This window comes from Aeromonas popoffii, from assembly GCF_000820025.1.
In the GTDB taxonomy this organism is placed as follows: domain Bacteria; phylum Pseudomonadota; class Gammaproteobacteria; order Enterobacterales; family Aeromonadaceae; genus Aeromonas; species Aeromonas popoffii.
Genome location: NZ_CDBI01000001.1, coordinates 91,972 through 117,890, shown reverse-complemented (window position 1 = coordinate 117,890; position 25,919 = coordinate 91,972). Strand labels below are relative to the sequence as shown.

The window sequence follows — 25,919 nt, the reverse complement described above, 5'->3', positions numbered from 1 at the left end:
AATTGGATTTACAGGCTCCCTGGCAGGGTTGCCACTCTTGACTCTGTCCCTGTCGGTTGTCTCTTGTGCTTGAGCTGGGGGTCGTCTCTTCGTTCACTCGCCACTAACAAGAAGCCCAGTCTAACGACCGGGCTTTTTTCGTTCTGTATTTTCTCCAGTTCCACAGACTTCATTTCCTCTTGGCGATATTAACTGTCAACGCTCCGCAAGGTCTTTCCATTTGACGAGGTTGTCGGCATACAATCTCCTATGGTTTCAAATGGGATATTAGCCCCTATGTTCTGTCCGCGCTGTGGTATCAAATCGCTGCAAAAATGCAGTGAGAAAGAGTTCGTCTGTGGCTGTGGTTTCCACTATTTCCAGAATGTGGCGTCGGCCGTGATGGTGGCGCTGTGCTGGCAGGATGAAGTGCTGGTTGCGGTGCGAGGGCGAGCCCCAGGCAAGGGATTACTGGATCTGCCTGGCGGCTTTGTCGATCCCGGTGAGTCGCTGGAGGAGGCGCTGTTCAGGGAGCTGAAAGAGGAGTTGGGGCTGGATCTGGGGAGAGAGGTGCCTCGCTATGTCGGCTCCTATGCCAACGTCTATCCCTATGACGATGTGGTCTATCACACCTGCGATACCGTCTTCATGCTGGAACTGGCACACAAGCCTGCCGTCGTTGCGGCCGACGATGTGGCTGCCTGCGAGTGGCGCAAGCTGGCTGGCCTTTCACCCACCGAGTTTGCCTTCCGATCCACAGGCGTGGCCATCGGCCAGCTGCAAAGGCGGTGAGTATGATGGCGGGGATCTGGCGCAGTACCTCGCCGCGATTGAGGTCGGGCAGCATGATGTCGAGCGCCACGGCGGCATCATTGCCCGAGAGGGCGTGCTGCACGCCACTCTGCAGGTCAGCACACGGGTGGCAGGTATTCGCTCTGCATGGTGCCAAGACCCAGCCTGCTTGGCGTGCTGTTCGGCTTCTTCCTAGCGCGGCGGGCGGTGAGGGTGGACCCCATACATGCGCGAAGACGCTGAAGAGTGTCATTGAGGCGACACACCACGCGCTGAGCGGGTTTTCAACCGCGCCCCGTGGCCCGGTTCTTTTTCGCATGCGAAAAAAAAGGCGCCACCCGAGGGGGGCGCCTGAAAGGTCAAACCTTGCGGTTTGCGGACCAACGGAACCAAGACTTCACACTCTCAGCGCTTACCCAGGCTGGCTCAGCCCTGCCATTTTCCTCCTTCCACTATCACATCATTGGGATCGGTATCGGCACTTAAGTGATCGCGCACATATTGGTCATAGAGCTCGAGCAGGTACTTCTCCTCACCCAGCTTGGCGAGACGGTCGTTGACCCAGTCACGCAGCTCGATATTGCCCTTCTTCACCGCCGGGGCGATCGGGTCTTCCGAGCCCAATTTTTCGGGCAATACCCGGTAGCCCGGATTCTCCTTGGCCCAGCTGAACAGCACCAGATTGTCCTGGGCGTAGGCGTCACCGCGCCCTTGGGTCAGTGCCTGCAAGGATTCGGTATTCTTCTCGAACTTGAGCACCTTCCACTCAGGATGATTGCGGGTCAGCCAGATGTCGGCCGTGGTGCCCGTGGTGACGATCAGGGTCTTGCTGGCCAGATCATCGAGCTGTTTGGCTGGGCTCCCTTCCGGCACCAGCACCTGCACCGCCACTCGCAGGTTCGGGTGGGTGAAATCAACCACCTCGCGCCGCTCCGGGGTCACCGTCATATTGGCAAGGATCAGATCCACCTTGTCGCTCTGCAGGAAGGGGATGCGGCTGGCGGGCTCCACCGCCACGAACTCGATCTTGTTCTCATCCCCCAACAGATCCTTGGCGAAGCGGCGGCCGAGATCAGTGTCAAAGCCGACATAGCGTCCCTTCTCGTCCACGTAGCCAAACGGCGGCTTGTCGGTGAAGACGCCAACGATGAGCTTGTCACGCGCCTTGATCTTGGCGAGGGAACCGTCCGCCGCATGGGCAACGCCGCTGGCAAGACCCAGTCCCAGCAAAGCACTAAACAGAACCGAGGTGATTTTTTTCATGCTGACTCCTTTCGTTTGATGACATTCGTATAAGAAAACTTGGCGAGGAACTGGCGCGCACGCTGGCTCCTGGGGTTGTCGAAGAATTGATGGGGCGCGGCCTGCTCCAGAATGTGGCCGCCATCCATGAAGACGATGCGATCCGCCACCGCCCGGGCGAAGGCCAGCTCGTGGGTGACGATGAGCAGGGTCATGCCGCTACCGGCGAGATCGCGGATCACTTCCAGCACCTCCTGCACCATCTCCGGGTCGAGGGCGGCAGTTACCTCGTCAAACAGCATCACCTGCGGGTTCATGCACAGCGCCCGCACGATGGCGATGCGCTGCTGCTGGCCACCGGAGAGCTGGCGCGGATAGTCATGGCGTCGTTCCCACAGACCGATGCGGGTCAGCAGCTGCTCGGCTTGCAGCAGCGCCTCTGCCCGCTCCCGTTTTTGCACCTGCACGGGGCCAAGCAGCACGTTTTCCAGCACCGTCAGGTTGGGGAAGAGGTGATAGCTCTGGAACACCATGCCGATACGCTGGCGCACTCGTTGCCAGTCGGTGGCGTCATCCAGCAGCGCACCATCGAAGCGGATCTCGCCCCCCTGAATGGGCTCAAGCCCGTTGAGGGTGCGCAACAAGGTGCTCTTGCCACAGCCGCTCGGCCCCAGGATGACGATCACCTCCCCGGCGCGCACGCTGAGGCTGACCCGATCCAGTACCAGATTTGGGCCGAATTGTTTGCTGACGAGCTTAAGTTCAAGCAGAGGTGTCATACCGCATTACCCCATTTTTGCTCCAGCCGGCGTGAGGCGAGCGAGAGCGGATAGCAGACCAGAAAAAAGAACAGAAACAGCAGACCGTAGATAAGTACCGAGGCGTAGGTGCGCTCGATGATCTGCTGGCCCACCTTGATCACCTCCACCACCCCGATCAGCACCGCTAGCGAGCTGGTCTTGATGATGCGGGTGTAGATGTTGATGGTCGGCGGCGTCAGCCGTTGCAACGCCTGAGGCAGCAATACATGGCGATAGAGCTGCCAGGTCGAGAGCCCGAGCGCCAGCCCGGCCTCCTGCTGACCACGTGCCAGCGACCCCAGACCACCGCGCACTACTTCCCCCACCTCGCTGGCGCCCCAGAGGGCGAGCACCAGCACGGCGCACCAGAAAGCCGGAATATCGAGGCCGAAAAAGATCGGCAACCCGAAGAAAAAGAGATAGAGCCACACCAGCACCGGTACCACCCGAAACAGTTCGAGATAGCAGCGCAGCAGTCCTCGAACCAACCGACTGCCCTGTTGTGCCAGCACGCCGTAAGCGACACCGCCGAGGGTGGCAAACAGGATGGCCAGCAGCGAGATGGCGAGGGTCTGGCCCGCGCCCACCGCCAGCAGTGGCAGTGCTTGTGCCAACAACTCAGTGACCGGACTGGCCATACTGAACCCTCCTTTTCGAGGCTCGCAGGGCCTGTGATGACGATGACTGGGCGCTCGGCGCACTCATCAGGATCCATGCTCGTTCAAGCGACTCAGTGACCGAACTGACCATGTTGCAGCCTCCTTTCAACGACTCGCAGAGCGAGGGACAGCGGCAGAAAGATCAGCACGCACATCAATGTCAGTACGGCCAGCATCTCGTAGGTCTTGTAGTAGAGGGCGATGTAGTTCTTGGTGGTGTAGAGCAACTCGGGCACCGCCACTGCCGAGGCCACCGTGGTCTCTTTCAGCAAAAAAATGAAGTTGGCAAACAGCGCGGGCAGGCTGGCAAGCCAGGCCTGGGGCAGTTGCACGTGGCGCAGCAGCTGCCAGCGGGAGAGACCGATGGCCCGGCCCGCCTCCAGCTGGCTGGCGGGCACCGCCTGAATGCCTGCACGCAGCGCCTCGGTCAGATAGCCACCGCCGAGGAAGGTCATGGCGATCACCGCCGTGGCGAAACCTGACAACGACAGCCCCAGCGCTGGTAGCCCGAAGTAGAGAAAGAACAGCTGGATCAGCAGTGGTGTGTTGCGGGCCAGCTCCACATACGCGCGGATGAGTGCCGTGAGCGACGGCCTGTGCAGGCTCAGCAGGATCACGTTGAGCAACGCCACTGTGAGCGAGCTGAGGATCACTATGGTGCCGAGCTGCAGGGTGACCCAGACCGCCTTGCCGAATGCGGGCAGTGTGGTGAGGATGAACGCCCAGTCGAAAGTCATGCCTGTATCCTCCCGTCACGGCGCAGCCGTTGGGGCTGCACTGTGATGGCGTCCGGGTACTTGATGCCGGCCCCCGTGTTGAGCATCACCACCCGCTCACCCTCCCGGCTCCAGCCCGCTTCACGCAACTGGCGGGCAGCGGCGAAGGCGGCCGCCCCTTCCGGGCAGACGAAGCTGCCCTCCTGAGAGGCGAGCTGGCGGATCTCGCCCGTCTTGCTGCAACGCAGATGTGATAGGTAGCTGTAGGGCATGCGTTATCCTGAATGAGTCGTGTAAGTCAGTTGCTTATTCCATCTTGTGGCCAAAGTGCCTGATAACAAACAACATAAAGTGGCAAACTTAAGCGAAAAAATTCATATGACTCCGCTCGCCCATGCCAGTGTCGGTTCGCAGGGGGTATCCGCCAGCCAAGCCTCTGGGGGGTTGGGCCATCCGGCACTCTTTGTTACCCTGCCTGTTTCACCGACACCGCAGGGAGCCGCATCGATGCGAGCCATTGTCAGCCTGCTGGCCCTGTCACTGCTGAGTGCCTGCAGCGGCCAGTCAACCAAAGAGGATGCCATGTCAGGGAAAGCGCGCCTTCACTACCCCGTCACCCGCCAGAGCGAGCAGGTGGACCACTACTTCGGTCAGGCCGTGGCCGACCCCTACCGCTGGCTGGAGGATGATCGCAGCCCGGAGACCGAGGCCTGGGTCAGGGCCCAGAACCGGATGACTCAGGATTATCTGGCACAGATCCCGTTTCGCGATGCCATCAAGGGCAAGCTGGCCGCCTCCTGGAATTACGCCAAGGAGGGGGCGCCGTTTCGCGAGGGGCGTTATCACTACTTCTTCAAGAACGACGGTCTGCAAAACCAGCATGTCTTGTGGCGCCAGCTGGCGGGCAAGCCGGCCGAGGTGTTCCTCGATCCCAACCTGCTCAGCCCCGATGGCACCACGGCACTGGATCAGCTGAGCTTCTCCCGTGACGGCAAGACGCTTGCCTACTCCCTGTCGCTGGCTGGTAGCGACTGGCGCGAGATCCACCTGATGGACGTGGAGAGCAAGCAGCCACTGGAGGTGCCGCTCAGGGACGTGAAGTTCAGCGGCATCAGCTGGCTTGGCAATGAGGGTTTCTTCTACTCGAGCTACGACAAGCCGGATGGCAGCGAGCTGTCGGCCAAGACCGATCAGCACAAGCTCTACTTCCACCGACTCGGCACGGCGCAGGAAGATGATCGGCTGGTGTTTGGCGCCATCCCGGCCCAGCAGCACCGTTACGTGGGGGCGACCGTGACCGAGGATGATCGCTACCTGCTCATCTCGGCGGCGAACTCCACCTCGGGCAACCGCCTCTATGTGAAGGACTTGACCCGGGAGGGGGCTCCACTGCTGACGGTGCAGGGGGATCTGGCTGCAGACGTGAACCTGGTGGACAACCGAGGCAGCACGCTTTACCTGCTGACCAACCGGGATGCCCCCAACCGCCGGCTGGTGACAGTGGATGCGGGCAACCCTGGCCCCGAACATTGGCGCGATCTCATCCCGGAGCGTCAGCAGGTGCTGACGGTGCACAGCGGTAGCGGCTACCTGTTCGCCGAATACATGGTGGATGCCACCGCCCGGATCGAGCAGTTCGACCATGACGGCAAGCGGGTGCGCGAGGTGGCGCTGCCGGGGCTTGGCAGCGTGAGCGGTTTCAACGGCAAGCACGATGATCCTGCGCTCTACTTCGGCTTCGAGAACTATGCCCAGCCGCCCACCCTCTACAAGTTCGAGCCCAACAGCGGGGCAATCAGCCTCTATCGCGCCTCGGCTGCCCCCTTCAAACCTGAGGATTACGTCTCCGAGCAGCGTTTCTACCTGAGCAAGGATGGCACCCGGGTGCCGCTCATCATCAGCTATCGCAAGGGGCTCAAGCTCGATGGCAGCAATCCGACCATCCTCTACGGCTATGGCGGCTTCAACGTGAGCCTGACCCCGAGCTTCAGCGTCTCGGTCGCCAACTGGCTGGATCTGGGGGGCGTCTATGCGGTGGCCAACCTGCGTGGCGGTGGCGAGTACGGCCAGGCTTGGCACCTGGCGGGCACCCAGATGAACAAGCAGAATGTGTTCGACGACTTCATCGCCGCGGCCGAGTACCTCAAGGCCGAGGGTTACACCCGCACGGACCGGCTGGCTATCAGAGGCGGATCCAACGGCGGCCTGCTGGTGGGGGCCGTCATGACCCAGCGCCCGGATTTGATGCGGGTCGCCCTGCCTGCTGTGGGGGTGCTCGACATGCTGCGCTATCACACTTTTACCGCCGGGGCGGGCTGGGCCTACGACTATGGCACCAGTGCCGATAGCGAGGCCATGTTCGACTATCTGAAGAACTACTCGCCGCTGCACAATATCCGGGCCGGGGTCAGCTACCCCTCGACCATGGTGACCACGGCGGATCACGACGACCGTGTGGTGCCAGCTCACTCCTTCAAGTTTGCTGCCACCCTGCAGGCCTACAACGCGGGGCCCAGCCCCCAGCTCATTCGCATCGAAACCAATGCCGGGCACGGGGCGGGCACGCCGGTGGCCAAGCTGATCGAGCAGAGTGCGGATATCTACGCCTTTACCCTTCATGAGATGGGCTACCGGCAACTGCCGCGCCAACCATGACCCAGGCGAGATAGGCTACTGGCAACTGCCTGTCACCCCGCGAGATCAGGGCCCTGCGGGGCCCTTTTCGTTGTCAGCCTCCGGCGGTGCGACCATCCCTGTCTCGCCGCGATCCGGTTTCGGGCGACGGAGGCCATCCGCCGCGCCCCCGGTGGTATAGTCAGTCACAGGATCAGTATTCAAGGAGTCCATCGTGAAGAAGATCATTTACATACTGCTGGGGCTTGCGCTGGCCGCCCTGGTATCGATAGTCGCTCTGGTGAGCCTGATTGACCCCAATCAGTTCAAGCCCCAGCTGGTGGATCAGGTGCGCAAGAGCACGGGCCGCGAGCTGGTGATACAAGGGGATATCGGCTGGCGTTTCTGGCCAAGCCTGGGCCTCTCCCTCGAGAAGGTGGCGCTTCGCAACCCGGCCGGTTTTGCCGAGCCGGATCTGGTGCGCTTCGAGCGGGGGCAGGCCTCGGTAGCCGTGCTGCCGCTGCTCTCCCACCGGCTGGAGATTGGCGAGGTGACGCTGAACGGGGCGCACCTCTTCATCCAGACCAAAGCCGATGGCAGCTCCAACCTGAGCGATCTCGTCAAGGCCCCTGAGTCGGCAAAGGGCAGCGAGCCCGCGCCAGGTGGCCAGCGCCAGCCCCCTGCGAGTAATGGCCAGACCTGGCAGATCAGCCTGCAGGGTGTGGTGCTGGAACAGGCCAGTGCCCTGCTGCAGGACGATCGCGACGGCACCATTTCCCGCCTCGAGCAGCTCGATCTCAACCTGGGTCAGCTGGCGGTGGATCAGTGGGTGCCTGTGACCCTGGCCGCCAGGGGGGCACGCGGGGATCTTGTTTTCGATATCAAGGGGCAGGCTCGGCTCAAGCTGGCCCGGGAGGCAACAGCCAGCGAACTCAAGGATCTCAGCCTGAGTGGCAGCCTGAGTGCGCCGACGCAGCGGCTCGATGCGTTCTCCCTCAAGGCTGACCGGATGGCACTGGGGCAGTGGAGCAGCCTCACTTTGAACCTGAGCGGCGTACAGGGGGCTGCGGACAAACCGACCCTGGCCGGCACCCTGGAGGGGACTCTCAAGGCGCGGCTCGATCAGGGACAGCAACTGCTGGAGGTGTCGGATGCGGTACTGGCCGCCAAGCTGCAAGGCTCGGCTCTGCCGCGCCCGCAACTGGATCTCAAGCTGGCTGGCTTTGCCCGCGCCGAGCTCGACAAGCAGACCATCACCCTGAGCAAGCTGGTGCTGGATGTCGACAAGACATTGCTGCGCGGGGAGGGGGTGGTGCGGCTCGGGGCCGTGCCCGGGGTTGAGTTCGACCTCAAGGGGGAGAAGCTGGATCTCGACGCCTGGCTCGGCAAACCGGCAGCGGCCCAGGCCGCAGCGTCGACCCCTTCGGCGCCCGTGAAGACGGCAGACAAGGGTACATCCCCCGCCAAGGTGGCCCAGGCGCTGTCGGCGCTGGAGCCTGATCTGAGCGCGCTCAAGGCGTTTGATCTGGCCGGTCGGCTGCAATTGGGCAGCCTGCGGCTGAAGGGACTGGACTTGAGCGCCGTCGATCTGCAACTGGCGTTGGCGGGTGGCCAGCTCAGCCTCAAGCAGTTCAGCGCCGGCGTGGCCGGTGGTCAGGTAACTGCAAACGGCGTGCTCGATGCCCGTCAGCAACCAGCCCGCTACCAGATACACAAGCGGGTGCAGGGGGTGAATGTGCGCCCGTTGCTGCAAACTCTGGCCCAGAGCGATCTGCTCGAGGGCAAGGGGGATCTCGAGGTCGAGGTGCAGGGCCGTGGCTTGTCTGAGCAGGCGCTGCGCAGCCAGATGCAGGGCAAGGTAAGCCTCAAGTTGAGCGATGGTGCCCTGCACGGCATCAATCTGGCGGAGATGATCCGCGAGGCGCGGGCTACCCTGACCGGTAAGGGGGTCGAGCAGGTCAAAGAGGCTCGCAAGACCGACTTCAGCACCTTCACCGCCAGCTTCCAGATTGCCAATGGCGTGGCCCGTACCGACGACATCCAGCTGTTTGCTCCGGCCCTGCGGGTGAAAGGCGAGGGTCAGACAGCTCTGGTGCCGGAAACCCTGGATTTCCTGTTCCTCACCTCCATCGTCGAGAGCAGCAAGGGCCAGGGCGGCAAGGATGTGGATGAGCTCAAAGAGATCACCATACCGGTGCGTATCGGTGGCCACTGGCAGGCTCCCAGCTACCGGCTCGACGTGAAGGCGCTGCTCGGCAACAACAAGCTACTGGAGGAGAAGGCCCGCAAGGAGGCCGAGCGTGGCCTGAAAAAATTGCTGGGTGACAAGGCTGACAGCGAAGGCATCAAGGGGGTGGCCGATCAACTGCTCAAGGGGCTGTTCAAGTAGTTATCCCCCCTTTCATTACCATTCAGAGCCCGCCCAGTGCGGGCTCTTTGCTGCAGGCCAGCAAGGTGTCGGATCGCGGCGTTGCCATCAAAGATGGGGTACTATCCGGGTCAGTCAGAGAGACAGTGAACAAGGAGCGTCCATGAACAAACATGTGCTGATCACGGGTGGCAGCCGGGGGATAGGGGCGGCCACCGCCCGCCATCTGGCGGGGCAGGGTTATCACCTCTGCATCAACTATCGGCGTGACCGGCAAGCTGCCGAGGCGCTGGTGGCGCAGATCCGGGCGCAACATCCGGTCGCCTGCATAGCGGTGCAGGCGGATATCAGTGTCGAGGCTGAGGTGGTGCGCCTGTTTGAGGAGATGGACGCGCGACTCGGGGTGATCACCCATCTGGTCAACAACGCCGGCATCTTGCTGCCCCAGATGAAAGTGATGGAGATGAGCGCTGAGCGCATCAACAAGACTTTGACCACCAATGTGACCGGCTATTTTCTCTGCTGCCGGGAGGCGGTGCGGCGCATGACGGCGGGCGGCGCCATCGTCAATGTCTCCTCGGCCGCCGCTCGCCTGGGCTCGGCGGGTGAATACGTGGACTATGCCGCCTCCAAGGGGGCCATAGACGTGCTGACCAGAGGATTGTCGCTGGAGGTGGCAGCGCAGGGGATCCGGGTCAACGGGGTACGCCCTGGCTTTATCTACACCGAGATGCATGCTGACGGCGGTGAACCCGATCGGGTGGAGAGAGTGAAAAACCAGATCCCGCTGCAGCGGGGTGGTCAACCGGCCGAGGTGGCCGCCGCTATTGCGTGGTTGCTGTCGGACGACGCCTCCTACGTCACTGGCACCTTCATCGACCTTGCCGGGGGGCGATAGCGCTTGATGCTAACGCTGATATCTGGATGAAGAAGGGGCGCCCAAGCGCCCCTTTCTCGTTGATCCGGCAGTGTGGTATCTCACTCCCCCAGCAGCAGTTGCCAGACCGCCAGCACATGGCCCCGTTCGGTCAGTAGCTGGTCGTCGCTCACCTTGCGGGAGATCTCCGAGAGGTTGAGGCGATGGCCGAGGTTACGGATCTCCAGATAGGCATGTTTCAGCCCTTCCGCCTGCTCCAGTGTGAGTACGCCCACCAGCACGCACTCGTCGAAGATGCGCACGTTATCGGACCAGCGGGTCAGCACCTCGGGCTCGCCGCAGGCGTGGGCCAGCACCAGATACTGGGCGATAAATTCGATATCCACCATGCCGCCGGGGGACTGCTTGAGGTCGAACTCGTCGGCCCCCGCCTTGAGCAGGTGATCCCGCATCTTGTGGCGCATCTCGCGCACCTCGCGGGCCAGGGTCGGCAGCTCCCGCGCTTTGGCCAGCACATCGCGGCGGATGCGGGCAAACTCGGCAACGATGGTGTCATCGCCATAGATGGGTCGGGCCCGCACCAGCGCCTGATGCTCCCAGGTCCAGGCTTCGTTTTGCTGATATTGCTCATAGGCCGACAGTGACGAGACCAGCAGGCCGGAATCGCCGGAGGGGCGCAGCCGCATGTCGATCTCGTAGAGGATCCCGGACGGGGTGCGGGTGCTGAACAGATGCAGGATCCGCTGGGCGAGGCGCAGGTAGAACTGGCGGCTGTCGATGGGTTTGCGGCCATCGGTATGGCTGTTGGGATCGCCGCCGTGCAGGAAGACGAGATCCAGATCCGAGCCGTAGCCGAGCTCAATGCCGCCCAGCTTGCCATAGGCCACCACCGCAAAGCCGCGCTGGCCGCTTAACGCCACCTCGGGTGGCACCCCGTAGCGCTCGCTCATCTGGGCCCACGCCTGATTGACCACCTCCTCGGTGATCGCCTCCGCCAGCCAGGTGAGGTGGTCGCTCACCTTCATCAGCGGCAGGGCTCCGGCGATGTCGGCCGCTACTATGCGCAGCAGTTGCACCTGCTTGAACTGGCGCAGCGCCTCCATCTGCTGCTCCACATCCTCCTCGGGGATGCGCAGCAGGAACTGGCGCAGTTGGGGCTTGTACTGATCGAGCGGGGTGGGGTGGTAGAGGTGCTGGGGATCGAGCAGCTCGTCCAGCAAAATCGGGTAGCGTGCCAGCTGCTCGCTCACCAGATGGCTGGCATCACACAGCCGTACCAGCTGGCGCAGGGCACCCGGGTTTTCCGCCAGCAGCTGCAGATAGGCGCTGCGGGTGAAGATGCGGGCCAGCAGCGCGCACACCCGCTCGAACAGGCGGGCGGGTTGCTCACTGGCCACCACCAGTCGCAGCAGCTCCGGCATCAGCCAGTCCAGCGCGATGCGCCCCTGCGGCCCGATCTGACGGCGCTTGTACTCCTCCTTGAAGCGCAGCAGGGCGGCGCAGAGCGGGGCGGGCTCGGCCACCCCCTGCGCGGTCAGCAATTTTTCCAGCTCGGCGGCATCGAGCTCGGTGCGCCACAGATCGAGCCAGAGCTGCTCCAGATGGGCGGGGGCCTCTTTCTCTTCCCCCACCACGGCGGCGAACTCCTGATGGACGGCCGCCATCTCTTCATCCAGATGGGCCATAAAGGCGCCCCAGTCGCCAAAACCTAGAGCAGCGATCAGCCGCTGGCGATCCCGCTCTTCGGTGGGCAGGGTCTGGGTCTGCTGATCGCCGATCTCCTGCAGTATGTTCTCCACCCGGCGCAGGAAGCGATAGGCCGTCAGCAAGCTGTCGCAATGGGCGGATTCGAGGGCACCGCACTGGGCGATGGCGGCCAGCGCCTCCGGCAGGTGACGCACCCGCAAGGCGGGCTCACGGCCACCGCGAATAAGTTGCAGCGCCTGGGCGATAAACTCCACCTCGCGAATGCCGCCAGCCCCCAGCTTGATGTTGCCCTCCAGCCCCTTGCGGCGCACCTCGGCGGCGATCATCGCCTTCATCTGGCGCAGACCGTCGATGACGCCGAAGTCGATGTAACGGCGAAACACGAAGGGGCGCAGCATCTCGGCCAGCTCGACCGCGTGTTCACACTGGGGTCCCAGCACCCGCGCCTTGACCATGGCGTAGCGTTCCCAGTTGCGGCCGTGGTGCTGGTAGTAATCCTCCATGGCGGCAAAAGAGATGGCCAGCGGCCCCGCATCGCCAAAGGGGCGCAGCCGCATATCGACCCGGAACACCTGGCCATCCTGGGTGGGCTGGTGCAGGGCGTTGATTAGCCGCTGGCCCAGCTTGATGAAGAAGGGCTGGTTAGCCAGCTCGCGCCGCCCGCCGACCGTGTAGCCGTTCTCGGGGAAGGTGAAGATAAGGTCGATATCCGAGGAAAAATTCAGCTCGCCCCCGCCCAACTTGCCCATGCCGAGAATGAGCAGCGGCTGCGGGTTGCCATTGCCATCCATCGGGGTGCCCAGCTCGCTGCACTGTTTGGCGTAGAGCCAGTCGCGGGCGGAGCAGATGAGGGCATCTGCCAGTTTGGTGAGATGGATAAAGCTCTCTTCCACCGCGGCGTGGCCCAGCAGCTCGCGCCAGGCGATCACCAGCATGCGGCTGCGACGGAACTGGCGCAGGATGCGCTTGAGCGCCTCTTCATCATTCACCTCGGCGAGCAGGGCGGTCAGATCGCGCTGGTAGGCGGGCCAGCGCTCGGTCTGATCCAGATCTCCGGAGGCGAGCAGTTGTGTCAGCAACTCCGGCTGTTTGAAGAGGGAATCGGCGACAAAATCGGAGAGGCCCAGCAGGGTCAGCAGGGTCTGACGAACCGGCTCGGGCAGGTCGCCATAGTCGGGGGCCAGCTCGACCAGCCGCTGCCACTGGCGCTCGGCCTGTTCTTGCAGCAAGGGCGGGAAAGAGGTGATTGATGCGAAGAGAGAAGCAAAATGCTGGGCCACGATTGCCGTCCTTGTGGTTAACGGGTCTGCAGGGTGAATGAAAATGCTGGCAGCCAATCTAGCACTGTCGAGCGGCTCGGCACAGTGCGATGGGCGAGCTGGTCGCAGGTACCCTCACCGTGCACAGTCTCACCCCTGCGCCACAGCGCAGGGGTGTACGGCATGAACCGGCGAGCGCTGCGATCTCTGGTCAGGATCGCTGATAGATCTCGGGATCGTACTTTTCCATCAGGCTGGCCGGTTTGCGCGGCGGCACGAAGCCAAAACCGGCATAGAGGCCGTGAGCATCCGACGTAGCCAGGCTGAGGCGCCGCAGCCCCTGCAATTGCGGGTGAGCCAGGATAGCCGCCATCAGCGTCTTGCTGTGGCCCCGGCCACGATGGGCGGGCAGCACGAATAGATCCGCCAGATAGCCGAAGGTGGCCTTGTCGGTGATGACTCGGGCGAATGCCACCTGCTGACCTGCCACGTAGCCACCGAAACAGAGAGAGTGGTTGATGGCTCTCTGTACCGTCGCCTGTGGAATACCGAGGCACCAATAGGCCTCCTTGGACAAAAATTGGTGGATCAAGGGCACGTCGAGCCGTCCCTTGTCGTCGCTGATCTCCAGTTGGGAGTGATCTTGTGGGTGCTGCATCCAGGCTCCTTGCCGTGACATGAATAAGAAAGGCCCCTCGCGGGGCCTTCCAGTTTACTCAAATCGCGGTCTCAGGCCAGTTTGAAAGCCTGGATGATGAGTACTGTCCAGGGTCTGGCGGTGATGAGCCGTTTGCTCCTGTATCCGGTCTGCGAGGTAATGCCCGTCAGGCCAGTTTGAAAGCCTGGATATGGGTATCCAGGGTCTGGCTATGGTGTTCCACCAGCTCGGAGGCTTCCTGCAGCTCCCGCAGGACGACCACGGATCCTTCCACCACCTGCTTGACTTGCTCCAGGTTGCCGCTCATCTCTTCGGCCACCGAGCTCTGCTGCTCGGAGGCGGCGGCGATGTGGCGGTTCATGTCGGCTACCCCCTGTACCCGCAGCACTATGGTGGCGAGCTGATCACCGGCCTGGGTCACCTGCTCCACCCCCTTGTCGGCCTGTTGCACGCTCTTGGCCATCAGCTCGGCAGCCTGACGGGCATTGCCCTGCAACTGTTCGATCATCTTCTGGATCTCGACGGTGGCGGCCTGGGCCCGGTTCGCCAGCTCGCGTACCTCTGACGCCACCACGGCAAAGCCGCGACCCGCCTCACCGGCGCGGGCAGCCTCGATGGCGGCATTGAGCGCCAGCAGGTTGGTCTGCTCCGAGATGCCGCGAATGGTATCCACGACGGATCCAATCTGTTCGACTCCCTGCTCCACCTCATTGACCACGGTGGCGGAGCGCTGGATGTTGCCGGAGAGGGTATCTATGGTGCTGACGGTAGCCGCCACGCAGCGGCTGCCCTCTTCGGCCAGCAGGCTGGTGTCGGCGGTGGCGTGGGAGGCCTGCTCCGCGTGGGCGGCCACCTCGCGAATGGCGCTCACCATCTGGCTCATGGCGCTGGCCAGCTGTTCTATCTGGGTGAACTCCTCGCTGATGGCCTCGTTGGCCTCTTCCATGCAAAGGGTGACCTGGGAGGCGATGTCGTTGAGCTCCTTGCAAGCGACGCGCTGGGTGCCGAATACCTGCTTGAGGTTTTCCTGCGAGTGAGCCACCGCCTTGGCGATGTCGCCGAACTCGTCGCGGGACTTGAGCAGCACCTTGTGGCTCAGATCCTTGCGGGCGAAGCGTTCCAGCAGGCCCACCAGGTAGTGCACCTGCTTGACCATGAGACGGGAGCCGGTTAGCAGCAGTACCACGAAGATGACCCCCATCACGGCGGTTTCCATCACCCCGGTCCAGAGCAGGCGATCGGCAATGGCATTGGCCTTGTCGGCATCTATGCCCTCGCTCAGCAGGGTGGTTTCCAGAATGCTGGCGTCAAACCAGAGCTTGATGAGCAACAACACAGTACTGAACACCATGAGCAGTACCACTTTGGGTATCAGCCGGATGTTGCTCATTCTTTTCTCCAGCAGGTTTAACTGCATTGCCATTCTCCTTTTTAAAAGCCGTTTTTTCCTTTGCCCTCAGGACTATCGGCATTATCTTCTCTTTTATTCATTTGTACTGTGCCTAAAGTCGGAAAATGTATGCGACATCACTTAACTCACCTGCGCGCCATGGATCTGCTGATGGCGTTTCTGTCGGTGATCTCCGTTGCGCTGGTCTGCGCCCGCTGGTGGGGCTACTCGGAGTGGCCCTCCCAGACACTGCAGCTCTTCTATGACGTCGACAGTCTGATCTGCTATTTCTTCCTCGCCCACTTCGCTTATGGCTGGGTGCGAGCCAGCGACAAGATGGCCTTTTTCAAGGCGAACTGGTTCTATCTGCCGGGCAGTCTGCCCATGGTGGAACAGCTACGCTGGGCGCGCTTGATCCAGTTGTGGCGGGTCTATCAGCTGTTGCGCAAGCAGCCGGATCTGCTCGGCATGTTCCGCCGCGAACGCAACGAGACCACCCTCTCGGGGATCCTGTTTCTGTTTTTCCTGCTGCTGGGGATGGGGTCGGGCGTCATATATCTGATCGAATCGGGTCAGCCCGGCAGCCTGATACAGACCCCTTACGACGCCTTTTGGTGGACCCTGGTGACACTCTCTACCGTGGGTTATGGCGATCTGGTGCCCAAGACGGAGCAGGGACGCTTCGTCGCCAGTCTGCTGATCCTGTTCGGGGTCGGTCTGTTCGGTGCCATCAGTGGCTTCATGGCCAGCCTGTTTCTGCAGCCGGGACGGAGGGATGACGAACTGGAGAAGTGGCGGCATCACCAGAGTGCCCAGCATGAGCTGCTGCTGCAGGAGCTGCGCGCCTTGTCCGCCGAGGTGAAGGCGCTGAAACAGAAGTAGCCTCCGGCGTCTGGAATGGTCGCATGGGGGAGGGGACAAGTTGCGAGCCAGCTCTCAGCTCGGGGGGAGGCGTTTTTCTTTGCTTGTCCTTTGACCCGCAGGAGGCTTAACATTCGGCCAGTCATCTAACCAAATGAAGAGAATCGATCGACCATGCGCGCCCTTCTCGGGATCCTGATCTGCTTATGTGCCCAACAGGCACTGGCCGATACCCGTTATGTCTCAGACAACATCTCTACCTTTATCCACAACGGTCCGGGTACCCAGTACCGGATCCTCGGCAGCGTCAAGGCGGGTGAACCGCTCGAAGTCAAGGCGGTGAACAACGAGGCCGGCTTTACCCAGGTGGTGGACGGTCGTGGCCGCGATGGCTGGATCAAGAACAGCGAGCTGCAGAGCGAGATCAGCCTGCGCGAGCGCCTGCCTCAGGCTCAGAAAGAGCTGGAAGAGCTCAAGGCTCGCCTGCAAAACCTCAACGGTGACAATGAGCAGCGCTTCACCGAGAAGGATGGTCAGATCGCCGAGCAGAGCAAGGAGATCGCCAGCCTGAAGACCCAGCTCGCCAGCCAGAGCGAGGAGATGGGGAATCTAAAGGAGCAGAACGACGCCCTGACCCAGAGCTATGACAACCAGGAGCACGACATGCAGATGGACTGGTTCATCCGCGGTGGTGCCATGGTGGGTGGCGGCATATTGCTCGGCATATTGCTCCCCATGCTGCCCCGTCGTCGCAGTCGTGGCGAACGCTGGATGAACTGATATGCTGCTACCCAGGTTCTGCCCTGTCGTGGCAGCCGTGGTGAAGCAGGACAAACGGACCGTTTCTGTCGGTCGGATGAAGAAGGGTCGCAATAGCGACCTTCTTTTTTGCCCTGTATAAAATTGTATACAAAATAAGGCAGTGAAATTACCAGCCTCGCCAACCCCTCGGCTTTAATGTGCGCCAAATGAGCCAATTAGCGATATTTGTTAATGTTAGGCAACAATTTCATTTCATCTATCGGTTGATATTGTATACATTGTCGGCGTTTCGGCGGCACGGCCGCCTTCGTCGACATAGCCTGCGGGCGTACAGGAAGACCCCATATGTTCAAAGCCACTCAAGTTCTTGCTGCTGACTACCTTCCCTCCGATCTGGCCGCCCTGCGCGAAGCCATTACCCAGAATTACGTGGTGGATGAGAATGCCTATCTGGCGGAGCTCTCTGCCATGTTGCCGGGGGATGGTGCCTCGCTGGAGCGGGTGACCCAGCGCGCCCGTACCCTGGTGACCAAGGTACGCAAGGAGAGTGGATCGGGCGATGGCATCGACGCCTTCCTGCAGGAGTACAGCCTGGATACGCAGGAGGGGATCATACTGATGTGCCTGGCCGAGGCATTGTTGCGCATTCCCGATGCCGAGACCGCCGACGCCCTGATCAAGGACAAGCTCTCCGGCGCCAACTGGTCCTCCCATTTTCGCAAGAGCGACTCCACCCTGGTCAACGCTTCCACCTGGGGCCTGATGTTGACCGGCAAGATCATCAAGCTCGACAAGAAGCTGGACGGCAATCCGGCCAACATGCTGGGCCGCATGGTCAACAAGCTGGGTGAGCCCGTGGTGCGCTCCGCCATGTATGCCGCCATGAAGATCATGGGCAAGCAGTTCGTGCTTGGGCGTGACATGAAGGAGGCCCTGAAGGCGAGCCGCAAGTCCCGGGAGAAGGGGTACACCCACACCTATGACATGCTGGGGGAATCCGCCCTGACCCTGGCCGATGCGGACAAGTATTTCGGCGACTACCAGCGCGCCATCGAGGCGGTCGGCAATGAGCGCATCAGCGACGGCGGCCCGGCCCCGTCCATATCCATCAAGCTGTCGGCGCTGCATCCGCGCTATGACGTGGCGAACCGCGAGCGGGTGCTCGGCGAGATGAGCGAGCGACTGGTGGGGCTGGTGCGTCTGGCCCGTGACAAGGACGTGGCCATCAGCATCGATGCCGAGGAGATGGACCGCCTCGAGCTGTCGCTCGATCTCTTCGAGCAGCTCTACCGCTCCGAGGCCAACCGCGGCTGGGGCAAACTCGGCATGGTGGTGCAGGCTTACTCCAAGCGCGCCCTGCCGGTGCTCTGCTGGTTGACGGGGCTGGCCCGTGAGCAGGGGGATCTGATCCCGGTGCGGCTGGTGAAAGGGGCCTACTGGGACAGCGAGCTGAAATATGCCCAGCAGGCCGGTCTGCCCGGTTACCCGCTGTTTACCCGCAAGGCGGGTACCGACATCTCCTATCTCGCCTGTGCCCGCTACCTGCTGAGCGAGCCGACCCGCGGCTTCATCTCCCCCCAGTTTGCTACCCACAACGCCAATACCGTGGTCAGCATTCTGGAGATGGCCGGCGATCGCCAGTTTGAATTCCAGCGTCTGCACGGCATGGGGGAGGAGCTGCACAACGCCGTGCTCAGCGAATGTCCCGGCCTGCACTGCCGCATCTATGCGCCGGTCGGTGCCCACAAGGATCTGCTGCCCTACCTGGTGCGCCGCCTGCTGGAGAACGGGGCCAACACCTCCTTCGTCCACAAGCTGGTGGATCCCAACACCCCGGTGGACAGCCTGGCCGAGCACCCGCTGCGCACCCTGAAGCGCTATGGCAGCCTGGCCAATGACCGTATTCCGCAGCCGGTGAACCTGTTCACGGACCGTAAAAACTCCAGCGGCGTGAACATGAACATCGTCGCCATCCAGCGTCCCTTCTTCGCCAGGTTGAAAGAGCTGGAGAGCAAGCAGTGGCTGGCGGGTCCCATCGTCGATGGGGAGACCCTCAAGCGCAGCGAGGCCCGCACAGTGCTGAGCCCGCAGGACGTGAGCCTGACGGTCGGCAAGATCCACTGGGCCGACGAGCAGGCGGTGGAGCAGGCGCTGGCCTCCGCTCATGCTGCCTTCCCGCGCTGGCGCGAGACCCCGGTGAGCGAGCGCGCCGCCGCGCTGGAGACGCTGGCAGATCTGCTGGAAGCGAACCGCGAGCAGTTCATCTCACTCTGTACCCGCGAGGCGGGCAAGCTGCTGCAGGACGGTATCGACGAGGTGCGCGAGGCGGTGGATTTCTGCCGCTACTACGCGGTGCAGGCCCGTGGCCTGATGGGGCAGGCGACCCTTCTGCCCGGTTACACGGGTGAGCAGAACGAGCTGTTCTTGCAGGGCCGTGGCATCTTTGTCTGTATCAGCCCGTGGAACTTCCCGCTGGCCATCTTCCTTGGTCAAATCGCTGCGGCGCTGGCCACCGGCAATACCGTTATCGCCAAACCGGCGGAGCAGACCGGCCTTATCGCCCATCTGGCGGTGACCCTGGCCCATCAGGCCGGTATTCCGGGTGACGTGCTGCAACTGCTGCCGGGTGATGGCGCTAGCGTGGGGGCCAAGCTGACGGCGGATGCCCGCATCGGTGGCGTCTGCTTCACCGGCTCCACCGAGACTGCCAAGCTCATCAACATGACGCTGGCCCAACGTGATGGCGCCATCCTGCCGCTCATCGCCGAGACGGGCGGCCAGAACGCCATGATAGTCGACTCCACTGCCCTGCCGGAGCAGGTGGTGCGCGACGTGGTGAGCGCCGCCTTCCAGAGCGCCGGTCAGCGTTGCTCCGCCCTGCGGGTGCTCTACCTGCAGGAGGAAATCGCGCCGCGGGTGCTGGAGATCCTGACCGGTGCCCTGCAGGAGCTCAAAGTCGGCAATCCGGCCGAGCACAATACCGACGTCGGCCCGGTCATCGACGCTGACGCCAAGGCCGGGCTGGACGCGCATCTGGGGCACATGATCCCGCGCGCCCGCTTGATCGCCCAGGCACCCATGCCGGCCGTGACCCTGGCGGGTCACTTCGTGCAGCCGACGGCGCTGGAAATCGGCTCCATCAGCGAGCTGGTGAAGGAGCAGTTCGGTCCCATCTTGCACGTGGTGCGCTACGCCGCCAAGGATCTGGACAAGGTGATCGCAGATATCAACGGCACCGGCTACGGCCTGACGCTGGGGATCCACAGCCGCAACGAATCCTATGCCGAGGAGCTGGCCAGCCGCATCAACGTGGGTAACGTCTACATCAACCGCAACCAGATCGGCGCCATGGTCGGGGTGCAGCCGTTCGGCGGGCAAGGGCTCTCCGGTACTGGTCCCAAGGCGGGTGGCCCCCACTACCTTGGCCGCTTCGTGACCGAAAAGACCCGCACCATCAACACCACGGCGGTGGGCGGCAACGCTTCCCTGCTGGCAATGGGCGATGCCTGATCGGCATTGAGAGCCCCACCTTGAGGCCGCCTGCGGGCGGCCTTTCTATTGGTCGTCTCTTGCCCCCGGGGCTGCCATCTTGGGGTCGCCAGCGAGCCCAAGCGGTCGTAATATGGTCGCGACTCGTCATTTTTCACCGGGCCGCGTCCGGTGCATCATGCCGGGCAAGCCATTCTCATCTGACATCGCAACAAGAGTGTTCATCTGATGCCATTAACCGAACAGGCCTGCTGGTTCGTGCTGGGGGGCGATCACCTCGTCCTGCTGGATGAACAGGGGCGCATTCCACAAGGCCCTCGCGCCAGCCTGCCAGCTCATCTGCAACGCGCCACCTTTGAGCATTTTGATGAGTGGGGCGGTTTGCCCTGCTATCTGCTGGCGCTGGGGGCCGAGGCCGACACCAGTCGGCTCATGCCGCTGCGCCAACTGATGGTGGCCGGCGATGAAGAGGGCTTTCGTCTTGGGGGCCGAGCCTGGCAGCTGGCTACCTTCCGCCGCAGCCATCGCTTCTGTGGCGAGTGCGGTGCCCCCATGGCGCCCAAGAGCGGGGAGTGGGCGCAGATGTGCCAGCATGGTCACGTCGTCTACCCGCGCATCTCCCCCTGCATCATAGTGGCGGTGCGCAAGGGGCCGGCGATCCTGCTGGCGGCCCATCGCCGTCACTATCAGGCGGATGACCCCATGTATACCGTGCTGGCCGGCTTCGTGGAGGCGGGTGAAAACCTGGAACAGTGTGTGGCGCGGGAGGTGTTTGAGGAGAGTGGCATCCGGGTGCACAACGTGCGCTACGTGGCGAGCCAGCCCTGGCCCTTCCCCCACAACCTGATGATGGGCTTCACCGCCGACTATGAGAGCGGCGAGATCCGGGTGCAGGATGAGGAGTTGGTGGCCGCCGATTTCTTTGAGGCAGACCGGCTGCCACGGCTGCCCCCGCACGGCACCATAGCGCGGCGGCTCATCGAGCAGAGTCTGAGCGAAGTGCACTGACGGCGATAAAAAACAGGGCGCTTGTTTGCGCCCCTTCACATCTTTGCACTTGAAGCGCCATGGCGGGCGTTTGGGCCGCCCCGCGTCACGCACAAAGTGGTATCATATCCGCCATTTTATGCGTGATATGAACTCAGGAACTGGGATGAAAGAGCTGAAGAACGATCGATACCTGCGTGCCCTGCTGCGCCAGGAAGTGGACATGACCCCGGTATGGATGATGCGCCAGGCTGGCCGTTATCTGCCGGAATACAAGGCGACCCGCGCCGTCGCGGGGGACTTCATGTCCCTGTGCCGCAACGCCGAACTGGCCTGTGAAGTCACCCTGCAGCCCCTGCGCCGCTATCCGCTCGATGCCGCCATTCTCTTCTCCGACATCCTGACTGTGCCCGATGCCATGGGGCTGGGTCTCTACTTCGAACACGGCGAAGGCCCGCGCTTCGAGCGTCCCATCAAATCCATGGCCGATGTGCAGGCGCTGCCCATTCCGGATCCGGAAGACGAGCTGGGCTACGTGATGAATGCGGTGCGCACCATACGCCGCGAGCTGAAGGGCGAGGTGCCGCTCATCGGCTTCTCCGGCAGCCCCTGGACCCTGGCCACCTACATGGTGGAGGGGGGCAGCTCCAAGGCCTTCACCAAGATCAAGCAGATGATGTATGCAGAGCCCATGACACTGCACTTGCTGCTGGACAAGCTGGCCGACAGCGTCATCGCCTATCTCAATGCCCAGATCATGGCGGGTGCCCAGTCGGTCATGGTGTTCGACACCTGGGGCGGCGTGCTGACCCCACGGGATTACCGCGATTTCTCCCTGCAGTACATGCACAAGATCGTCGATGGCCTGATCCGTGAAAATGAGGGGCGCCGCGTGCCGGTGACCCTGTTCACCAAGAACGGCGGCCAGTGGCTGGAGCAGATCGCCGCCACCGGTTGCGATGCGCTGGGGCTGGACTGGACCATAGACATAGCAGACGCCAAGCGCCGGGTCGGTGACAAGGTGGCACTGCAGGGCAACATGGATCCTTCCATGCTCTACGCCGCGCCAGCGCGTATCCGCGAAGAGGTCGCTACCATACTGGCGGGCTTTGGCAGCGGCAACGGCCACGTCTTCAACCTGGGGCACGGCATCCATCAGGATGTGGATCCGGAGCATGCAGGTGTGTTCGTCAATGCGGTGCACGAGCTGTCGGCTCAGTACCACGGTCGCTGAGACCGGTAAAAAGCACAATGAGAACGGGGCCTGCGGGCCCCGTTTTGTTATCCGGCCTGCCGTGGTTTGGGGCTGCATCCCGGCCCCGGCTCGGGTTACACTGCGCCACACTCGCGGGTAAATGAAGAGCAAGATGAGCGGTCGCAGGTGAGGCGGACAGCTAGCGTCCTCGCGGCAGCATCCTTGGTCATGGCAGGAGGCAAGATGAGCAAAAAATCACTGGATTGGGGCATAGATCTCGGTGGTACCAAGTGTGAATGCGTGGTGCTGGATGGCGATGAGGTGCTGCTGCGCCACCGCATCCACACCGAGCGCCAGGGCGGCTATCAGCACATGATCGGCCAGATCGCCAAACTGGTGGACGAGTGCGCCACCAGACTGGGTCAGCGGCCGGGCGTGCTGGGCATGGGCACGCCGGGGGCGCGGGATCCCCAGACCGGCCTGATGAAGAACTGCAACACCACAGAGCTCAACGGCAAGCCGTTCAAGGAAGATCTGGAGCTTAAACTGGGTGTGCCTGTGCTGATTGCCAACGACGCCAACTGCTTCGCCCTGGCGGAGACCCATCTCGGGGCGGTGCGCCAGCACCATCCCTCTGCACGCGTGGTGTTCGGCATCATCATGGGCACCGGGGTCGGTTCCGGCATCGTCATCAACGGCCAGATCCTCAATGGCCACCACGGCATCGCCGGTGAGTGGGGCCACAATGTGCTCTCCCCCGATGGGCCCGAGTGCTATTGCGGCAAGCGCGGTTGCGTCGAGTCCTTCATCAGCGGCCCCGCGCTGGAGGCCTGGTATCAGGCCAAGGCCAAGCGTCATCTGTCGCTGGCCCAGATTGCGGCGGCCAGCGCCCACGATCATGTGGCCAGGCTCACCCTCGACCGACTGCACCTGCTGTTTGGTCAGGCGCTGGCCAACGTGGTCAACATTCTGGATCCGGATGTCATCGTCATCGGCGGCGGGGTCGGCAACGTGCAGAGCCTTTACAGCGCCGGGCGGCAGACAATTTTGCCCTTCCTCTTTAATCCCCGCTTCGCCACCCCCATTATTGCTCCTGCCTTGGGTGACAGTGCTGGGGTATTCGGGGCTGCCCTGCTGGCCCGTGGCGTATTCCAGGATGCCCTGCTGTCGTGAGCCATCCATCGGTCCTCTTTGCCGTCGCTAAGGACACACTTTTTCCATGATCAAGATTGCCATCAATGGTTACGGGCGGATTGGCCGCAACGTGTTGCGAGCCCTCTATGAAAGCGGGCGCGACAAGACCATCAAGATCGTTGCCATCAACGAACTGGCAGCGCCCGAAGCCATGGTGCACCTCACCCGTTTCGATACCAGCCACGGCCGCTTCCGGTATCCAGTGCAGCTGGCCGGCAGCAGCATGCTGGTGGGGGAGGATCTCATCCCCCTGTTTGCCGAGCGGGATCCGGCCAGCCTGCCGTGGCGGGCGTTGGGGGTGGATGTGGTACTGGACTGCACCGGGGTATTTGGCTCGCGGGCCGATGCCGAACGCCATCTGGCGGCGGGGGCGGGCAAGGTGCTTTTCTCCCATCCGGCTGATGCGGATGTGGATGCGACCATCGTCTACGGGGTGAACCATCAGGTGCTGACGGGGCGGGAGCGGATCGTCTCCAACGCCTCCTGTACCACCAACTGCGTGGTGCCCGTCATAGAAACATTGCATCGAGAGTTCGAGATAAATTGTGGTACTATTACGACAATTCATTCGGCCATGCATGATCAGCAAGTCATCGATGCCTACCACAGTGACTTGCGTCGAACCCGTGCTGCCAGCCAGTCCATCATCCCGGTTGACACCAAGCTGGCAAAGGGGTTGGAGCGAATCCTCCCCCACTTCGCCGGCAAGTTCGAGGCGATTGCGGTACGGGTGCCGACCATCAACGTAACGGCAATGGATCTCAGTATTACTGTTCGTAAAAAAGTGACGGTTACTGACGTAAATCAAGCTCTGCAACGAGCATCCAGAGGTACATTAAGCGGTATTCTGGATTACACGGAAGAGCCATTGGTCTCCGTAGACTTTAATCATGATGCGCACTCCTGCATCATTGATGGTACCCAGACCCGGGTCAGCGATGCCAACCTCGTCAAGATGTTGATGTGGTGCGATAACGAATGGGGCTTCGCCAACCGTATGCTGGATACCACCCGGGCCATGATGGCCGCAGGCTGAGAGCCTGCACCGGGCACAAGGTTACTGTTTTTAACATTACCTGAAAATATAGAGGACTGAATATGTCTGTTATCAAGATGACCGACCTGGATCTGGCGGGTAAACGCGTGCTGATCCGTGCTGACCTGAACGTGCCGGTAAAAGACGGCAAGGTCACTTCCGACGCACGTATCGTGGCGACGCTGCCGACCATCAAGCTGGCTCTGGAAAAGGGCGCCAAGCTGATGATCACCTCCCACCTGGGTCGTCCGACCGAGGGTGAATACAACGAAGAGTTCTCCCTGGCTCCGGTCGTCAACTATCTGAAAGACGCACTGTCCTGCCCGGTCCGCCTGGCCAAGGATTACCTGGATGGCGTAGACGTCGCTGCCGGTGAGCTGGTTGTGCTGGAAAACTGCCGTTTCAACAAAGGCGAGAAGAAGAACACCGAAGAGCTGGCCAAAAAATACGCCGCCCTGTGTGACGTCTTTGTAATGGATGCATTCGGTACTGCTCACCGCGCCGAAGGTTCTACCTACGGTGTGGCTCAATTTGCCCCGATCGCCTGTGCTGGTCCGCTGCTGGCCGGTGAGCTGGAAGCCTTGGGCAAAGCCATGCTCAAGCCCGAGCGTCCGATGGTTGCCATCGTGGGCGGCTCCAAGGTCTCCACCAAGCTGACCGTGCTGGAGTCCCTCTCCAAGATCGCAGACCAGCTGGTGGTCGGTGGTGGCATCGCCAACACCTTCATCGCTGCTGCCGGTCACAACGTCGGCAAGTCCCTGTGTGAACACGACCTGCTCGACACCGCCAAGAAACTGGCCGCCGAGACCAACATTCCTGTCACCACCGACGTGGTCGTGGGTACCGAGTTCTCCGAGTCTACTCCGGCCACCATCAAGTCCGTCTCCGACGTGACCGACGGCGACATGATCTTCGACATCGGCCCTGACTCTGCCAAGGCCCTGGCCGACATCATCATGAACGCCAAGACCATTTTGTGGAACGGCCCGGTTGGCGTGTTCGAGTTCGACCAGTTCTCCGCAGGCACCAAGGTGATTGCCGAAGCCATCGCTGCGTCTCCGGCCTTCTCCATCGCTGGCGGTGGTGACACCCTGGCCGCCATCGACAAGTTTGGCATCGCCGACAAAGTCTCCTACATCTCCACTGGCGGCGGCGCCTTCCTGGAGTTTGTAGAAGGCAAGGTACTGCCGGCTGTTGCGATGCTTGAACAGCGCGCCAAAGCCTAATTGACCCGAGACGGGGGGCAAAAGCCTCCCGTTTCGTTTATCATGTGGCCGCTGTGCCGGTTCATGATGAACCCCCCATTTTTTATTAACGGCATACGAGAACAGGACG

Annotated in this window: 19 protein-coding genes and 2 pseudogenes; 12 read left to right on the top strand and 9 right to left on the bottom strand. The window is 62.1% G+C overall.

The window, feature by feature from the left end; all coding sequences use genetic code 11:
- Positions 1 to 276 precede the first annotated feature (276 nt).
- Positions 277 to 771 (top strand): NUDIX hydrolase, encoded by a 495-nt coding sequence (locus BN1129_RS00520; RefSeq protein WP_042033815.1) that lies wholly within the window; start codon positions 277 to 279, stop codon positions 769 to 771.
- Here BN1129_RS00520 and BN1129_RS24430 read toward each other — a convergent pair.
- The 6 genes and pseudogenes from BN1129_RS24430 to BN1129_RS00495 all read right to left on the bottom strand — a co-directional run.
- A pseudogene (locus tag BN1129_RS24430) lies at positions 764 to 883 on the bottom strand (DNA-binding response regulator); the annotation flags it as partial. The gene BN1129_RS00520 and the pseudogene BN1129_RS24430 sit on opposite strands and share 8 nt — an antisense overlap.
- Before the next feature lie 314 nt (positions 884 to 1,197).
- Positions 1,198 to 2,034: a transporter substrate-binding domain-containing protein gene (locus tag BN1129_RS00515; protein ID WP_042033814.1), complete on the bottom strand. Its 837-nt coding sequence runs from the start codon at positions 2,032 to 2,034 to the stop codon at positions 1,198 to 1,200.
- On the bottom strand, positions 2,031 to 2,792 hold the full coding sequence (locus BN1129_RS00510) for an amino acid ABC transporter ATP-binding protein (RefSeq protein WP_042033813.1): 762 nt from the start codon (positions 2,790 to 2,792) through the stop codon (positions 2,031 to 2,033). Before BN1129_RS00510 ends, BN1129_RS00515 begins: the two co-directional genes overlap by 4 nt.
- A complete protein-coding gene (locus BN1129_RS00505) occupies positions 2,789 to 3,451 on the bottom strand; it encodes an amino acid ABC transporter permease (RefSeq protein WP_042033812.1) in 663 nt (220 codons plus the stop codon). The genes BN1129_RS00510 and BN1129_RS00505 overlap by 4 nt, the downstream gene beginning before the upstream one ends.
- Positions 3,452 to 3,543: 92 nt before the next feature.
- A complete protein-coding gene (locus BN1129_RS00500; RefSeq protein ID WP_042033811.1) occupies positions 3,544 to 4,209 on the bottom strand; it encodes an amino acid ABC transporter permease in 666 nt (221 codons plus the stop codon).
- A pseudogene (locus tag BN1129_RS00495) lies at positions 4,206 to 4,415 on the bottom strand (threonine synthase); the annotation flags it as partial. The pseudogene BN1129_RS00495 and the gene BN1129_RS00500, both read right to left, overlap by 4 nt.
- A gap of 280 nt (positions 4,416 to 4,695) precedes the next feature.
- Here BN1129_RS00495 and BN1129_RS00490 point away from each other — a divergent pair.
- The 3 genes from BN1129_RS00490 (at position 4,696) to BN1129_RS00480 (ending at position 10,067) form a co-directional block, all read left to right on the top strand.
- Entirely contained in the window at positions 4,696 to 6,843 is a 2,148-nt protein-coding gene (locus BN1129_RS00490; RefSeq protein WP_042033809.1) for a prolyl oligopeptidase family serine peptidase, read from the top strand.
- 193 nt (positions 6,844 to 7,036) lie between these two features.
- Entirely contained in the window at positions 7,037 to 9,190 is a 2,154-nt protein-coding gene (locus tag BN1129_RS00485) for an AsmA family protein (protein ID WP_042033808.1), read from the top strand.
- Between the two features lie 142 nt (positions 9,191 to 9,332).
- The gene (locus BN1129_RS00480) at positions 9,333 to 10,067 is read left to right on the top strand and encodes an SDR family oxidoreductase (RefSeq protein ID WP_042033807.1); all 735 of its coding nucleotides are present in this window, start codon (positions 9,333 to 9,335) and stop codon (positions 10,065 to 10,067) included.
- A gap of 80 nt (positions 10,068 to 10,147) precedes the next feature.
- Here the strand turns inward: BN1129_RS00480 and glnE are convergent, their stop codons facing one another.
- From glnE to BN1129_RS00465, 3 genes are all read right to left on the bottom strand, one after another.
- The gene (gene glnE, locus BN1129_RS00475) at positions 10,148 to 13,033 is read right to left on the bottom strand and encodes a bifunctional [glutamate--ammonia ligase]-adenylyl-L-tyrosine phosphorylase/[glutamate--ammonia-ligase] adenylyltransferase (protein ID WP_042033806.1); all 2,886 of its coding nucleotides are present in this window, start codon (positions 13,031 to 13,033) and stop codon (positions 10,148 to 10,150) included.
- Between the two features lie 190 nt (positions 13,034 to 13,223).
- Positions 13,224 to 13,670, bottom strand: coding sequence for a GNAT family N-acetyltransferase (locus BN1129_RS00470; protein ID WP_042033805.1), 447 nt, complete (start codon positions 13,668 to 13,670; stop codon positions 13,224 to 13,226).
- Positions 13,671 to 13,836: 166 nt separating this feature from the next.
- A complete protein-coding gene (locus BN1129_RS00465) occupies positions 13,837 to 15,087 on the bottom strand; it encodes a methyl-accepting chemotaxis protein (RefSeq protein ID WP_042033804.1) in 1,251 nt (416 codons plus the stop codon).
- 33 nt (positions 15,088 to 15,120) lie between these two features.
- Here BN1129_RS00465 and BN1129_RS00460 point away from each other — a divergent pair, with 33 nt between their 5' ends.
- From BN1129_RS00460 to BN1129_RS00425, 8 genes are all read left to right on the top strand, one after another.
- Positions 15,121 to 15,942, top strand: a complete 822-nt coding sequence (locus BN1129_RS00460) for a potassium channel family protein (RefSeq protein WP_084204524.1) — start codon at positions 15,121 to 15,123, stop codon at positions 15,940 to 15,942.
- A gap of 153 nt (positions 15,943 to 16,095) precedes the next feature.
- The gene (locus BN1129_RS00455) at positions 16,096 to 16,701 is read left to right on the top strand and encodes a TIGR04211 family SH3 domain-containing protein (protein WP_042033802.1); all 606 of its coding nucleotides are present in this window, start codon (positions 16,096 to 16,098) and stop codon (positions 16,699 to 16,701) included.
- A 327-nt stretch (positions 16,702 to 17,028) separates the two neighbouring features.
- Complete coding sequence (putA, locus tag BN1129_RS00450; protein WP_042033801.1) at positions 17,029 to 20,193, top strand: bifunctional proline dehydrogenase/L-glutamate gamma-semialdehyde dehydrogenase PutA; 3,165 nt, start codon at positions 17,029 to 17,031, stop codon at positions 20,191 to 20,193.
- 207 nt (positions 20,194 to 20,400) lie between these two features.
- A complete protein-coding gene (nudC, locus tag BN1129_RS00445) occupies positions 20,401 to 21,180 on the top strand; it encodes an NAD(+) diphosphatase (RefSeq protein WP_042033800.1) in 780 nt (259 codons plus the stop codon).
- Between the two features lie 145 nt (positions 21,181 to 21,325).
- Positions 21,326 to 22,393, top strand: a complete 1,068-nt coding sequence (gene hemE, locus BN1129_RS00440) for a uroporphyrinogen decarboxylase (protein ID WP_042033799.1) — start codon at positions 21,326 to 21,328, stop codon at positions 22,391 to 22,393.
- A gap of 204 nt (positions 22,394 to 22,597) precedes the next feature.
- Positions 22,598 to 23,527, top strand: a complete 930-nt coding sequence (locus BN1129_RS00435) for an ROK family protein (protein ID WP_042033798.1) — start codon at positions 22,598 to 22,600, stop codon at positions 23,525 to 23,527.
- A gap of 46 nt (positions 23,528 to 23,573) precedes the next feature.
- The gene (gene epd / locus BN1129_RS00430; protein WP_042033797.1) at positions 23,574 to 24,584 is read left to right on the top strand and encodes an erythrose-4-phosphate dehydrogenase; all 1,011 of its coding nucleotides are present in this window, start codon (positions 23,574 to 23,576) and stop codon (positions 24,582 to 24,584) included.
- 62 nt (positions 24,585 to 24,646) lie between these two features.
- Positions 24,647 to 25,810 (top strand): phosphoglycerate kinase, encoded by a 1,164-nt coding sequence (locus tag BN1129_RS00425; RefSeq protein WP_005318809.1) that lies wholly within the window; start codon positions 24,647 to 24,649, stop codon positions 25,808 to 25,810.
- Positions 25,811 to 25,919: the final 109 nt, after the last annotated feature.